12 protein-coding genes and 3 pseudogenes are annotated in these 13,931 nt (G+C 61.9%); 10 read left to right on the forward strand and 5 right to left on the reverse strand.

Annotated elements, in window-relative coordinates; all coding sequences use genetic code 11:
* The first annotated feature begins 108 nt into the window (after window positions 1–108).
* A complete protein-coding gene (locus YUO_RS0123870; RefSeq protein WP_028349550.1) occupies window positions 109–939 on the forward strand; it encodes a DeoR/GlpR family DNA-binding transcription regulator in 831 nt (276 codons plus the stop codon).
* Window positions 940–1,030: 91 nt separating this feature from the next.
* Here the strand turns inward: YUO_RS0123870 and YUO_RS46415 are convergent.
* Window positions 1,031–1,111: pseudogene (locus tag YUO_RS46415) on the reverse strand (LysR family transcriptional regulator); the annotation flags it as partial.
* 130 nt (window positions 1,112–1,241) lie between these two features.
* Between YUO_RS46415 and YUO_RS41470 the strand changes: the two are divergent.
* The 8 genes and pseudogenes from YUO_RS41470 to YUO_RS0123915 all read left to right on the forward strand — a co-directional run bounded on the left by YUO_RS41470 (window position 1,242) and on the right by YUO_RS0123915 (window position 9,495).
* Window positions 1,242–1,621 (forward strand): annotated as a pseudogene (locus tag YUO_RS41470) (RidA family protein).
* A gap of 187 nt (window positions 1,622–1,808) precedes the next feature.
* Window positions 1,809–3,353, forward strand: coding sequence for a glycerol-3-phosphate dehydrogenase (gene glpD, locus YUO_RS0123885; RefSeq protein ID WP_028349552.1), 1,545 nt, complete (start codon window positions 1,809–1,811; stop codon window positions 3,351–3,353).
* Window positions 3,350–4,489 carry an ABC transporter ATP-binding protein gene (locus YUO_RS0123890; RefSeq protein WP_028349553.1) on the forward strand — a complete coding sequence of 380 codons (1,140 nt, stop codon included), beginning with the start codon at window positions 3,350–3,352 and terminating at the stop codon, window positions 4,487–4,489. The genes glpD and YUO_RS0123890 overlap by 4 nt, the downstream gene beginning before the upstream one ends.
* Window positions 4,490–4,501: 12 nt before the next feature.
* On the forward strand, window positions 4,502–5,587 hold the full coding sequence (locus YUO_RS0123895; RefSeq protein ID WP_028349554.1) for an ABC transporter ATP-binding protein: 1,086 nt from the start codon (window positions 4,502–4,504) through the stop codon (window positions 5,585–5,587).
* Window positions 5,587–6,489: a carbohydrate ABC transporter permease gene (locus tag YUO_RS0123900; RefSeq protein WP_028349555.1), complete on the forward strand. Its 903-nt coding sequence runs from the start codon at window positions 5,587–5,589 to the stop codon at window positions 6,487–6,489. Before YUO_RS0123895 ends, YUO_RS0123900 begins: the two co-directional genes overlap by 1 nt.
* Complete coding sequence (locus YUO_RS0123905; protein WP_028349556.1) at window positions 6,489–7,295, forward strand: carbohydrate ABC transporter permease; 807 nt, start codon at window positions 6,489–6,491, stop codon at window positions 7,293–7,295. The genes YUO_RS0123900 and YUO_RS0123905 overlap by 1 nt, the downstream gene beginning before the upstream one ends.
* A 2-nt stretch (window positions 7,296–7,297) precedes the next feature.
* Window positions 7,298–7,624 carry a DUF2160 domain-containing protein gene (locus YUO_RS0123910; protein WP_028349557.1) on the forward strand — a complete coding sequence of 109 codons (327 nt, stop codon included), beginning with the start codon at window positions 7,298–7,300 and terminating at the stop codon, window positions 7,622–7,624.
* A gap of 128 nt (window positions 7,625–7,752) precedes the next feature.
* Window positions 7,753–9,495, forward strand: coding sequence for an ABC transporter substrate-binding protein (locus tag YUO_RS0123915; protein WP_028349558.1), 1,743 nt, complete (start codon window positions 7,753–7,755; stop codon window positions 9,493–9,495).
* A gap of 164 nt (window positions 9,496–9,659) precedes the next feature.
* On the opposite strand, the gene YUO_RS0123920 is transcribed toward YUO_RS0123915, so the two are convergent.
* Window positions 9,660–10,760 (reverse strand): alkene reductase, encoded by a 1,101-nt coding sequence (locus tag YUO_RS0123920; protein ID WP_028349559.1) that lies wholly within the window; start codon window positions 10,758–10,760, stop codon window positions 9,660–9,662.
* Between the two features lie 217 nt (window positions 10,761–10,977).
* Window positions 10,978–11,502 (reverse strand): SPFH domain-containing protein, encoded by a 525-nt coding sequence (locus tag YUO_RS43905; protein ID WP_156908736.1) that lies wholly within the window; start codon window positions 11,500–11,502, stop codon window positions 10,978–10,980.
* A gap of 1,163 nt (window positions 11,503–12,665) precedes the next feature.
* Here YUO_RS43905 and YUO_RS41480 point away from each other — a divergent pair.
* Window positions 12,666–12,889, forward strand: a pseudogene (locus tag YUO_RS41480) (DUF6429 family protein).
* 107 nt (window positions 12,890–12,996) lie between these two features.
* Here YUO_RS41480 and YUO_RS0123935 read toward each other — a convergent pair.
* Together YUO_RS0123935 and YUO_RS0123940 are read right to left on the reverse strand one after the other, a co-directional pair.
* A complete protein-coding gene (locus YUO_RS0123935) occupies window positions 12,997–13,233 on the reverse strand; it encodes a helix-turn-helix domain-containing protein (RefSeq protein WP_028349561.1) in 237 nt (78 codons plus the stop codon).
* A gap of 274 nt (window positions 13,234–13,507) precedes the next feature.
* The gene (locus YUO_RS0123940; protein WP_028349562.1) at window positions 13,508–13,906 is read right to left on the reverse strand and encodes a hypothetical protein; all 399 of its coding nucleotides are present in this window, start codon (window positions 13,904–13,906) and stop codon (window positions 13,508–13,510) included.
* Window positions 13,907–13,931 lie beyond the last annotated feature (25 nt).

Below are 13,931 nucleotides of genomic sequence, written 5' to 3' on the forward strand. Positions count from 1 at the left end.
CCTGCCAAACGCCTTTGCGGCCGATCTCCCTCGTTGACCGCTGCCCCAATCAGCCGCACCATAACGGCAACTTTGTGCCCGGAGTCTATATTGTAAAGGGTGCCAGCCGTGGCCGGATTATCCCATCGCCAGACCGAAATCCTCAACATCGCCCGCGCCTTTGGCCGGGTGATGGTGGAAGACCTCGCCAAGCGTTTCGAGGTTTCGGCGCAGACCATCCGAAAAGACCTCAACGACCTCTGCGACCAGCGCTCGCTGACGCGCATCCATGGCGGCGCCATTATCGCCTCCGGCGTGGAGAACCTCGCCTATGAGGCGCGGCGCTTCGTGGCGGCAGAGGAAAAGCGGGCGATCGGCGTGGCCGCCGCATCGCGGATTCCGAATGGCTGCTCGCTGTTCATCAACATTGGCACCACGACGGAAGAAGTCGCGAGCGCGCTGACCTCGCATGAAGATTTGTTGGTGATCACCAACAACCTCAACGTCGCGATGCTTTTGTACCGGCATCCGCGCATCGAGGTGATCGTGGCGGGCGGCGCGGTGCGCCGTGCCGACGGCGCGGTGATCGGCTCGACCGCGATCAGCCTGATCGGCCAGTTCAAGGTCGACTACGCTATCATCGGGGCTTCCGCGATCGACGAGGAGGGCGCGCTCTTGGACTTCGACTATCGCGAAGTGCAGGCGGCGCAAGCGATCATCGCTAACGCCCGCAGCGTCATGCTCGTCGCGGATTCCACAAAGCTCCGTCGCAGTGCGCCGGTGCGCATCGCCCATCTCAGCCAGATCCAGACCTTTGTGACCGACGCGCCGTTGCCCGCGGGTCTTGCCAGCATCTGTAGCCACCGCGGCATCGAGGTGGTCCAGGCGATGGAGAAGCCGGCGGGCGATATCGACGAGCCCGGCGGCGAGCCGGCTTCAACCGTGGTGCGGCTGAAGTAGCGCGCGACTATCCGAGCGAGCCGAGCAGCGATCTCGTTTTCAGGAACTCCCGACAGTTGGCGATGCCAAGCCAAACGACAAGAGAGGCCTGCGCAGCCAGTTTGAAGCTGAGATGACGGCCGGCAGCCTCGAAGGCCCGCAGTCCGTTGAGCGGAGGCAGTCTGTAGCTCACCAGGATTCCATCCATAGGGCGTTAGGCGCGCGCAGATTAGAAAATCTGACTTAACTGTCCAGGAAAAATGGTTTGTGCGCGACGAGCGCAGCGGTGCACGAGGTGATGTTTCGAGGACAGGAGAAACCTAATGCACATCCGACGCATCAATGCCGAAACAGTCACCGTGCCGACGACTGGCTACAGCCAGGCGCTGGAGGTCAGCGGTCACACCCGTCTGCTTTTTGTAAGTGGCCAGATTCCGCTCGGCATCGACGGCACTGTGCCTGAGGGCTTTGAAGCGCAGTGCAGGCTTGCCTGGCGAAATGTCGAGGCTCAGCTCAAGGCAGCCGGCATGACCCTCGACAATCTGGTCATGCACCGAACCTTGCCGACCGGCGCTACGCTCTTCTCAATCGCGCCGTGCGAAACGAGGTACTTGGTGGACGGGAAACCGCGCTCACGGTGGTTATCGCTGGTATCTTCGACGAGGCGTGGCTTCTCGAAGTCGAGGCCGTGGCTGCGGGCTGACCGATACGAGACCAATGCGCCGCGGTCTGAGCCCGTGGTACGGACCTGTGCGGCCAAGCCTGAACCTAGCCTCAAGTAGGAGATCCGGTTCCCCGCTTTCGACTTGCTTTCGCTTTCCTTTGTGATTAACTCCCATTCGAAAGCAAAATCGCCGAAGTGAAGAGGCGATCGCCGGGGAAGCGTTTCGTTGGATCGGATATTCGACCTCGCCATTATCGGAGGCGGCATTAACGGCTGCGGTATCGCGCGCGACGCGGTGGGCCGGGGCAATTCCGTTTTCCTTTGTGAAATGAATGATTTGGCGAGCGGAACGTCATCCTGGTCGACCAAACTCGTGCACGGCGGGCTGCGCTATCTCGAATATTATGAGTTCCGCCTGGTCCGCGAGGCGCTGATCGAGCGCGAAATCCTTTGGCAGATCGCGCCTCACATTATCAGACCTTTGCGTTTCGTTTTGCCGCACCACGCTGGCTTGCGGCCGGCCTGGCTGCTCAGGTTAGGGTTGTTCCTGTACGACCACATCGGCGGCCGTCATCTCCTGCCGCCGACGCGCTCGGTCGATCTCCTCCATGACGAGGTGGGCAAACCCTTGATCGCCAACCGCTACAGAAAAGGCTTCGAATATTCCGACTGCTTCGTCGATGACGCGCGCCTGGTCGTGCTCACGGCGCGGGATGCGGCCGATCGTGGCGCCGAAATTCACACCCGTTCGCGCGCGGTCGAGATCAGGCAGTTGGACGGCATCTGGCACGTGACCGTCGAGAAGGCCATCAGCGGCGAGCGCACCACCATCCAGGCACGCGCGCTGGTCAATGCCGGTGGCCCGTGGGTCGAGCAGGTGCTGTCGTCGGGCTCAGGCGTCAACGCGCGAGCAAAAGTGCGGCTGGTGCAGGGCTCCCACATCGTGGTGCGCAAGCTCTATGAGCACGACCGCGCCTACATCTTCCAGAATGCCGACGGCCGCATCATCTTCGTCATCCCCTATCAGGACGACTTTACGCTGATCGGCACCACCGATCGCGATTACGACGGCGACCCGGCCAAGGTGAAAGCCAGCCCTGAGGAGATTCAGTATCTCTGCGCCTCCGCCAGTGAGTACCTGAAAAAGCCGGTGCTGCCTGCAGACGTGGTCTGGACCTATTCCGGCGTCCGCCCGCTCTATGATGACGGCGCCAGCGAGGCCAAGGCCGCGACCCGCGATTACGTGTTCGAACTCGATACGCCCGGCGGTGCGCCGCTGCTATCGATCTATGGCGGCAAGATCACGACCTATCGGCGCCTCGCCGAAGAGGCGCTGGAGCGGCTCTCGCCATATTTGAGCAGCGACAAAACGAAAGAAGGCTGGACAGGCAAGGCGCCGTTGCCCGGCGGCGATATGGATGTTTCGGCGGTCGCTGCGCTGACGGCGGAACTGACGCGGAAGTATCCGTTCCTGACCTCGGCGCATGCCAACCGGCTCGCGCATGCCTATGGCACGCGCGCGACAAAATTGCTCGGCAATGCGAAATCATTGGCCGATCTAGGTCAGGCGTTTGGCGCTACCTTGACCGAAAGCGAGGTTCGGTACCTGATTTCGACCGAGTGGGCTTGCAGCGCCGAAGACGTGGTGTGGCGAAGGTCCAAACTCGGCTTGCGACTGTCGGCCGATGAAGTCGCCGTGCTCGACGAATGGATCAAGGCCAACAACGCCTCCGGTGAACGTGCCTTGCGCGAAGCGGGAGGGCGGACATGAGCGTCACGCTCGAACATGTCACGCGAACCGTGGACGGCATGGCGACCATTCGCGACGTCTCGCTGACGCTCGAGCGCGGCACGCTGAGCGTGCTGCTCGGGCCGACGTTGTCGGGCAAGACCTCGATCATGCGGCTGCTCGCCGGTCTCGACAAGCCGTCAACCGGTCGCGTGCTGGTGGACGGCAACGATGTCACCGGCGCCGATGTACGGCAGCGCTCGGTTGCGATGGTCTATCAGCAGTTCATCAATTATCCCTCGCTGACGGTGTACGAGAACATCGCCTCGCCCTTGCGAGTGCAGGGCCGGCCGCGCGAGGAGATCGACCACCGCGTCCAGGACGCCGCGAAACTCTTGCGGCTCGTGCCCTATCTGAAGCGCACGCCGCTGCAGCTTTCCGGCGGCCAGCAGCAGCGCACCGCGATCGCGCGTGCGCTGGTCAAGGGCGCCGACCTCGTGCTGCTCGATGAGCCACTCGCCAATCTCGATTACAAGCTCCGTGAGGAGCTGCGCACCGAACTGCCGCGCATCTTCGAGGCGTCGGGCGCGATCTTCGTCTATGCCACCACCGAGCCCTCGGAGGCGCTGCTGCTCGGCGGCAACACGGTGTGCATGTGGGAAGGCCAGGTGCTTCAGGCCGGCAATACATCGCAAGTCTATCGCCGTCCCGATACGCTGCGCGTCGCGCAGGTATTCTCAGATCCGCCGCTCAACATCGTCGGTATGGAGAAGAAGAACGGGCAGGTCGCATATGCCGGCGGCATCCAGGCGCCGGCCATCGGGCTCTATGCGCAGCTTTCCGATGGCCCCTATCGCGTCGGCTTCCGCGCCCACCAGCTCGAAGTGGCGAACGGCGTCGCCGGCCGCCACGCGTTTCACGCTACTGTCACCGTGACTGAGATCACCGGCTCGGAAAGTTTCGTGCATCTCAACCGCGACGCTTCCAACTGGGTTGCGGTGCTGCCGGGCGTGCATGAATACGAGCCCGGCCAGACGCTCGATGCCGTGCTCGATCCCGACAATGTCTTCGTGTTCGACGCCGCCGATCGCCTGGTCGCAGCGCCAGCCATCGCGTTTTCAAGCGAAATGCGTAGCGTTTCGCATGGAGAGAACGCATCAAAAGCTAAGAGCATGTGAGGGAGATGCGATATGGCACGCATTGACCTCGTCGATCTCGCGCATTCCTACGGCGGCAATGACGCTGCGCCCGAATCCTTTGCGTTGAAGCCGGTGACCATGATTTGGCGGCAGGGCGGGGCGTACGCGCTGCTCGGCCCCTCCGGCTGCGGCAAGACCACGCTGCTCAATCTGATCTCCGGCATCGTCACGCCGTCGCGCGGAAAAATCCTGTTCGACGGCGCCGATATCACGCCGCTGTCAACCCAGAAGCGCAATATCGCGCAGGTGTTCCAGTTTCCGGTGATCTACGACACGATGACGGTCGGGCAGAACCTCGCATTCCCGCTGCAGAACCGCGGCGTGCCGAAGGCCGAGGTCGAGGCGCGGGTGAGGCAGATCGCCGATCTCCTCGATCTGACGTTCTATCTCGACCGCAAGGCGACGCGCCTGACCGCGGACGCCAAGCAGAAGATTTCACTCGGCCGCGGCCTGGTCCGGTCCGACGTCGCGGCGGTGCTGTTCGATGAGCCGCTGACGGTGATCGACCCTGAATTGAAGTGGCAGTTGCGCTCGAAGTTGAAGGCGCTGCACCGCGAGCTCGATCTCACGATGATCTACGTCACCCATGACCAGACCGAGGCGCTGACTTTTGCCGATACGGTGGTGGTCATGCATGACGGCCGCGTGGTGCAGAGCGGCACGCCGGCCGAACTGTTTGACAAGCCCGCGCATACATTCGTGGGTTACTTCATCGGCTCGCCCGGCATGAACATCGTGCCGGCTGCCGTGAGCGGGCATGAGGCCCGGATCGACGGCCACATCATCGGCCTGCACCGCAATTACGGCGTACTGCCGGCGGGTGCGAAGATCGAAATCGGCGTGCGGCCGGAATTTGTCAATATCGCCGCTCCCGCGTCCGGCTTGCTATCGGCCACGATCGAACGGATCGATGATCTCGGTCGCGCGCGCTTCGCCCGCGTTCGCATCGGCGACGCCAAGTTTGCCGCGCGCGTGCCGCCCGGATTCTCCGTGCCCGACAACATGGTCGGGCTGGTGTTCGATCCCGCTCATGTTCACGTCTATGCCGACAGCCGTCTGGTCGAGGGGGTTGCCTGATGGACAAGATCGTCAACCAAAAAGCCTGGTTTCTGGTGCTGCCGGTATTCGCGGTGGTCGCGTTCTCCGCGATTCTGCCGCTGATGACGGTCGTGAACTATTCGATGCAGGACACGTTCGGTAACAACCAGTTCTTCTGGAATGGCGTCGGCTGGTTCAAGGAGTTGCTCGATCCCTCGACCGATCTCGGCGGACGCTTCCTGGCCTCGCTCGGCCGCAACCTGTTGTTCTCCGCAATTATCCTGGCGATCGAGGTGCCGCTCGGCATCGTGGTGGCGCTGTCGATGCCGCGCGAGGGATGGACCGTCGCCGTATGCCTCGTCATCCTGGCGCTGCCGCTGCTCATTCCGTGGAACGTGGTCGGAACGATCTGGCAGATTTTCGGCCGGCCCGATATCGGCCTGCTCGGCTATGCGCTCAACAGCCTCGGCTTCGACTATAATTACGTCTCCAACGAGTTCGATGCCTGGGCGACCGTCATCGTGATGGACGTGTGGCACTGGACCAGCCTCGTCGCGCTGCTGTGCTATGCCGGGCTGAAGTCGATCCCGGACGCGTATTACCAGGCGGCTCAGATCGACGGCGCCTCGCGCTGGGCGGTGTTCAAGGCGATCCAACTGCCGAAGATGAACCGCGTGCTGCTGATCGCCGTGCTGCTGCGCTTCATGGACAGTTTTATGATCTACACCGAGCCGTTCGTGGTGACCGGCGGCGGTCCGGGCAACTCGACCACCTTCGTTTCGATCGAACTGGTCAAGATCGCGCTCGGGCAGTTCGACCTCGGCAAGGCTGCTGCTCTCTCGCTCGTCTACAATTTGATCATCCTGATCGTGTGCTGGGTGTTCTACACCGTCATGACCAATGTCGGGACTGAGCGTCCCGAGAAGAAGGGAGCCGCGTGATGCACTCGATTCCCGGCCGCCGCCTCATCATCTCGCTGTTTTTGATCTTCCTGCTGTTGCCGATCTACTGGCTCGTCAACATGAGCTTCAAGACCAATGCCGAGATCGTCACCACGATGACGCTGTGGCCGCACCAGCCGACGCTGGAAAATTACAGGCGCATCTTCACCGATGAGAGCTGGTATTCCGGCTACATCAACTCGCTGAACTATGTGATCATCAACACGGTGATCTCGATTGCGGTAGCGCTGCCGGCCGCCTACGGCTTCTCGCGCTACCGCTTCCTCGGCGACAAACATCTGTTCTTCTGGCTGTTGTCGAACCGCATGGCGCCGGCCGCGGTGTTCGCGCTGCCGTTCTTCAACCTCTACTCGGCAATCAACCTGTTCGATACACCATGGGCGGTCGCGCTGGCGCACTGCATCTTCAATGTGCCGCTGGCGGTCTGGATTCTCGAAGGCTTCGTCTCGGGCGTGCCGCGCGAGATCGACGAGACCGCATTCCTCGACGGCTATTCGTTCCCGCGCTTCTTCGTCAAGATCCTGGTGCCGCTGATCGCGAGCGGTATCGGCGTCGCCGCGTTCTTCTGCTTCATGTTCTCCTGGGTCGAATTGCTGCTGGCGCGCACCCTGACGTCGGTCAACGCCAAGCCGATCTCCGCGATCATGACCCGCACGGTCTCAGCCGCGGGCATGGATTGGGGGCTACTGGCCGCCGCCGGCGTGCTCACCATCATCCCCGGTGCGCTGGTGATCTGGTTCGTCCGCAACTACATCGCGCGCGGCTTTGCGCTGGGCAGGGTGTAGCCATGGAAAACATCGCATGGATGGCCTGGACGCTGCCGACCGCGATCTTCTTCGTGATGCTGGCGCTGACGCTCGGCGTGATGACATGGCTTGGAATCGCCTATCCCGAAGCCGAGCGCGTCGGCATCCTGCGCATTCCAACCACGCGCGGCGACCGGCTGTTCATCTCGCTGGTGACTGCCGCCGTCATCCATTTGCTGTGGATCGCCTTTGTCGGCACCGATCCGCTTCTGACGCTGCCGATCGGGGAGGGCGTTGAGATTTCGAGCCTGTGGCTCGCAACCCTGATTTCGCTCGTTTCGGCTGTTGCGATCTTTCGCACGGTCTGAAACGGCGGAAAAAGACAGATCCGGGATCAACCCGGGCCTGAACATGTGTTTGTCGCTGCAACGGAGGATCCAACATGCGACGCTTGAGAGGAAGAAACGGTCCCTTGACCAAGGAGAGCTTTCTGACGATGACCAGCGCGGCTGCGCTGATCGCCGCATCTGTGACCATTGCCGCACCTGCGCGTGCGGACGACGCCGTCAATCAAAGGTGGATCGACAGCGAATTCCAGCCCTCGACGCTGTCGAAGGCGGACCAGATGAAGGAGCTGCAATGGTTCGCCAAGGCGGCCGAGCCCTTCAAGGGCATGGAAATCAACGTCGTGTCGGAAACGATCACGACGCACGAGTATGAAGCGCGCACGCTGGCGAAAGCCTTCACCGAGATCACCGGGATCAAGGTCAAGCACGACCTGATCCAGGAAGGCGACGTCGTCGAAAAGCTGCAGACGCAGATGCAGTCCGGCAAGAACGTCTATGACGGCTGGATCAACGATTCGGACCTGATCGGCACCCACGTCCGCTACGGCCAGACCGTGATCCTGTCGGACTACATGACCGGCGAGGGCAAGGACGTCACCAACCCGCAGCTCGACGTCAACGACTTCATCGGCAAATCCTTCACCACGGGCCCGGACGGCAAGCTCTATCAGCTTCCCGACCAGCAGTTCGCGAACCTGTATTGGTTCCGTTACGACTGGTTCTCCAATCCGGAGTACAAAGCCAAGTTCAAGACCAAGCATGGCTACGAGCTCGGCGTTCCCGTGAACTGGTCGGCCTATGAAGACATCGCCGAGTTCTTCACCAACGACATCAAGGAAATCAACGGCGTCAAGGTCTATGGCCACATGGACTATGGCAAGAAGGATCCCTCGCTCGGCTGGCGGTTCACCGACGCCTGGCTGTCGATGGCCGGCAACGGCGACAAGGGCATCCCGAACGGCCTGCCGGTCGACGAATGGGGCATCCGCATGGAAGGTTGCCGTCCGGTCGGCTCGTCGGTTGAGCGCGGCGGCGACACCAACGGCCCGGCGGCGGTCTATTCGATCACCAAGTACCTCGACTGGATGAAGAAGTATGCTCCGCCCCAGGCGCAAGGCATGACCTTCTCCGAAGCAGGTCCAGTGCCCGCGCAGGGCAACATCGCCCAGCAGATCTTCTGGTATACCGCCTTCACTGCCGACATGGTGAAGCCGGGTATTGCAGTCGTGAACGCGGACGGCACGCCGAAATGGCGCATGGCGCCGTCGCCGCACGGCTCGTACTGGAAAGAGGGCATGAAGCTCGGCTACCAGGACGCCGGCTCCGCGACGCTGCTGAAGTCGACCCCGCCCGATCGCCGCAAGGCGGCCTGGCTCTATCTGCAGTTCATCAACTCCAAGACGGTCAGCCTGAAGAAGAGCCATGTCGGCCTCACCTTCGTGCGTGAATCCGACATCTGGGACAAGTCGTTCACCGAGCGCGCGCCGAAGCTCGGCGGCCTGATCGAGTTCTACCGCTCGCCCGCGCGCGTGCAGTGGACCCCGACCGGCAACAACGTGCCTGACTATCCGAAGCTCGCGCAATTGTGGTGGCAGAACATCGGCGACGCGTCGTCTGGTGCGAAGACGCCGCAAGCCGCGATGGATGCGCTGGCCGCAGCCCAGGATTCGGTGCTCGAGCGTCTCGAGAAGAGTGGCGTGCAGAAGGAGTGCGGGCCGAAGCTGAACAAGAAGGAGACCGCCGAGTTCTGGTTCGCCAAGGCCGAGAAAGACAAGACCATCGCGCCGCAGCGCAAGCTGGCGAACGAGAAGCCGAAGGGCGAGACCGTCGACTACGACGCGCTGATCAAGTCGTGGCCGGCCACTCCGCCGAAGCGGGCTGAGGCGAAGTAAGCCTGTTACGCACGAGTGATGCAGACGAAAGGCCGGGAGCGATCCCGGCCTTTTTTCGGCTGTCATTCCGGGGCGACACGAAGTGTCGAACCCGGAATCTCGAGATTCCGGGTCTGGTCCTTCGGACCATCCCGGAATGACGACGGTTGGATTGCGACCGCCCCTCACTCCGCCGCCTGCGCCGCCGCCAATGTTGGGTAATCCGTGTATCCCTTCGCGCCACCGCCGTAGAACGTCGCCTTGTCCCACTCATTCAGCGGCGCGCCCTGCTTCAGCCGCTCGACCAGGTCGGGGTTTGAGATGAACGGCTTGCCGAATGCGATCAGGTCGGCGGCGCCGGCTTCGAGCACTTTCGTCGCGAGGTCGAAGTCATAGCCGTTGTTGGCGACATAGGCCCCGCCAAAGCGCTTTCGTAAGGACGCGTAATCGAACGGCGCGATATCGCGCGGGCCGCCGGTCGCGCCTTCGATGACGTGGATGTAGCTCAGCTTCAGCGCGTTGAGTCCATCCGCGATATGATCGAACAGCGGCTGCGGATTGCTATCGGAGACGTCATTGGCCGGCGTTACCGGCGAAATGCGGATGCCGGTGCTTTCGGGGCCTGCGATCGCGGCCACCGCCTGCGATACTTCCAGCATCAGCTTTGCGCGGTTCTCGATTCCTCCGCCGTAAGCATCGGTGCGCTTGTTGGTGCCGTCCTTCGCGAACTGGTCGAGCAGGTAGCCGTTGGCGCCGTGGATCTCGACGCCGTCAAAGCCGGCGGCCAGCGCGTTCTCGGTGCCGCGCTTGAAGTCATCGATGATCCCTGGAATTTCCGACAGCTCCAGCGCGCGCGGTTCGGAGATTTCGGTGAAGGTGCCGCCCACAAATGTCTTGCCCTTGGCTCGGATTGCCGACGGCGCGACCGGCTTGCCGCCGCCGGGCTGCAGCATGGTGTGCGAGATGCGACCGACATGCCAGATCTGGATGAAGATGCGCCCGCCTTTTTCGTGCACGCGGTCGGTGACCTTGCGCCAGCCCTCGACCTGCTCCTTCGAATAGATGCCGGGCGTGTCCTGATAGCCCTGGCCCTGCTGCGAAACCTGGCTCGCTTCGCTGATGAGAAGTCCGGCGGAGGCGCGCTGGCCGTAATAGTCGACCGCGAGCGGGCTCGGCACCATGCCTGGAGGTACCGCGCGGTTGCGGGTCAGCGGCGCCATCACGAGGCGGTTCGGCAGCGCAATCGGGCCAAGCTTGAAGGGCTCGAACAGTTTAGTCTGGCTCATGTCGGAGACGTCCGGATGGATGATGATAAAGAAGAGTTGGGCATTGCGGGCAGTTTCGCAATCCCAGAGCCATTCGGCTTGCGCAGACGAGCTGCGCACGGTACCGGCCCCGCCGGTGTCGAGCCGTAGCGGTTGCGCGCCGGCGTAGGATAATTGTTTCGAAACCGGCATCGGCGCAGCATAGGCAACCTCTCTACGGGTGCCGGATCACATTGGTTCAGGCTTCCTTCATCAAGCTCTGGTGCGCGGCAAATCCCATGCGCCTGTTCTCCAATTCCGCGATCAGCCCCGCGGAATCGACTTGCAGCAGCTCGAACGTCAGGCATTCGCAACCGATCGAGCGAAGCACCTGGCTGGCGGCCTTCTGGGCGCTATTGCCAAAACTCTGGTGATCCATCTGAATTTCCAGGCGGGACTTTCGGCTGCACACCGCTTTCGCGACCGACTGCAGGCGGATGAAGATCTCGTCCCGGTAGTTCTGGGTGCTCTCGAAAGCGGCCCTGGGATCGACGATTTTCGTCCGGACGACATAGACGAGGTTGACCGCAAAGCGGTCGGCGGACACCGCGCCTTGCATGAACCGAAACACTTCGGGGCGCAAATCGATCCGCGCCAGTTGGCGACTGCCGGCGCGGATCCGGTGCCGGCCCGGCATCAGGGCCTCTTCAAAACGCCCGTTCCGGTAGAGCAGCACGGTTTCGAACTGCTGCACGCAGACCCGATCGAAGCCGAGCAGCGTCATGACGCCTTTCCTGAACAGCGTCGAAATCCAGGTCCATGCGCCGGCGATTAGAACGATTACAATCAAAGAAAAAACGATAGAGCCCAGAAGTTCACCCACTTTTATCCTTCCCTGCCGTGTTTTTATCTCGTTGGCGGATACCGCGATATCCGCCCTTCTCTTGGCTCTTCCTGCGTCGAAAATAAGTCATTCTATCTGAAGTAGAACGATTGATCGAAAAAAAGCCGGCTCTTTCCCCGCCATTTGGATTTCCGATCGCTGCATCATGACGCCGGATTGCCGGCAGTCATCAAGATCGTCATCCCCGCGAAGGCGGGGATCCAGTACTCCGCGGCTTCTCGGTTCAATCATTGGCGTCTCTGGAATACTGGGTCACCCGCCTTCGCGGGTGACGACGACTGAATATGCGTTCGCGATCTCGCGACATGAACTGCCCGAGGTTTGCTCTCAACTTCCCGCTCTCTCAAACAGAGGGCGCAGGGAAGACCGGGTGCTTGCTGCACCCGCGGTCTCGTGTGCCATTGCGCATCAAGAACACGCACACGAGCATACAGGTACAGCGGGAGCATCCCGGCCTTCCCTGCGCAATGGCTTTACGGCTTACTTCGTGCTCTTCCCGGAGAACGGCTTTCTTGCCTCCGTCGTCCCCGAGAAGCTTCGCTTCTTAAGGACTTAACGCCAGCACCGCGGCGCCAGAACCACACGACTTCGCCGTACGCGTCCGGCGCGTACGTCTCGCGCCTTCCGCGTCCATCGCATCTCACCGCACGTTCGTGACGATCGCGAGCGCCCCTCAACGGGTGAGACGGGCGAAGTTATGCGACTGATTTGCCCTCAAAGTTAAGCGGAATATTTTTGATTCTTGGGCTTGACACGATTTCTGATAATCAGAAGTGATTTGCGCCGTCGCGTTGCTTTGCCGCAGTCGCATTGAAGTTTCGCTTGGGCGCGCCGCAAATCAGTTCGCGGTTCGTAGGGTGGGCAAAGGCGCAAAGCGCCGTACCCACCATCGCGCAACGCGATCGGTGATGGGATGGTGGGCACGGCGCTGCGCGCCTTTGCCCACCCTACGAATCTGCGAATCGCGAACGTACCGGATGGCGATTGCGTCCCGCGCGCTGCGGGCTACGATAGGGCCAACATCGCGCGACGAGAGGTTCACGATGGCCATCAAAACGGACAAGCTCGATGACACCGTACTGGCACTGCTCTATTTGACCCTGCATGACGGCGACCGGGCATGGAAGCTTTTGCCTGGAGTGTGCTCGGCCGCCTGCACGAAAAAGGCATGATCCACGATCCCGTCGGCAAGGTGAAGTCGGTGGTCTTCACGCATGAGGGGCTGGAGCGGGCGAAGCGACTGTTCAAGGAAATGTTCGAGGAGTAGCGCGGCGTCGCGTAGGATGGGTAGAGCGAAGCGAAACCCATCGCTATCCCAGCGGCGTCCCGACGATCCCGGTTCAACCATCAGTAACGTGAGTTGCGCGGCGCTCTCTAGCCGTGCCCGGGTACGTCGACGCCATCAGACGCATACTGCCGGATCTTGTTGCGCATCGTGCGCACCGAAAGTCCGAGCACGCGGGCTGCGTGGGTGCGATTGCCGTGGCAGCGCGCCAACGTCTGCAGCACGAGCTCGCGCTCGATCGCCTCGACCGTTGAGCCGATCAGCATCGGCACGATCTCGTGGGGTGAAAGGGCGGCTTGAGAATCCGAAAGAGGAGTCTCGGGCACGGAAACACAATCCGTGCCAAGGTACACGTCACAGTACTCCTGGGGCATCAACACCTCCCGATCGACGCTTGCTCCGAAACGCGGAGCAGAAACATCAGGAATCACACCCCCTGCCGCAGGGAAGCGTGGGCGCGAATGGTTAACGGAAGGTTAATAGGCACGTGTCCGCATCAGTAAACGATGTGGAGAGGAGATGTAGCCCGCATGAGCGCAGCAGTATGCGGGACTGATTCCCGGATCTCGCTACGCTCATCCGGGCTGCGGTTGCAACTCGCTACGGCGCCGGCTCCTTGGTCCGTTGTTCGGCCGCCACCGCTTCTGCAGGCTTGCTTGACCGAACCATCAGAAACGTCCCGGAGTCCGCCGTCCCCGGCACCTTCCAGCGCCCGTCGATCTCCGTCGCCTCGGCATTGACCGAGCCCTCATAAGAGACGGTGCCATAGCCGTGGCCGGGCGGCTCGTAACGCTTGATGAACGAGACGGCGCTGCCGGATCGATGACCCGCAATCGAAGCGTTGTGGGTGCTGATCGGGCAGGCTGGCACCGTGCAGGGCTCGGTCACGTTTCCCGTGAGCGCGCCACCGGATTCGATGAGCGTCGCGAGAAACGTGACCATTCCAACCTGCCGCTGAACGAAGGTGCCGTCCCAGACACCGGTCAGATTGTCGGTCATTGCGGTTTCGGTGAGTGGGTAGCGC

This window comes from Bradyrhizobium murdochi, assembly GCF_000472965.1.
GTDB classification, from domain to species: Bacteria; Pseudomonadota; Alphaproteobacteria; order Rhizobiales; family Xanthobacteraceae; genus Bradyrhizobium; species Bradyrhizobium murdochi.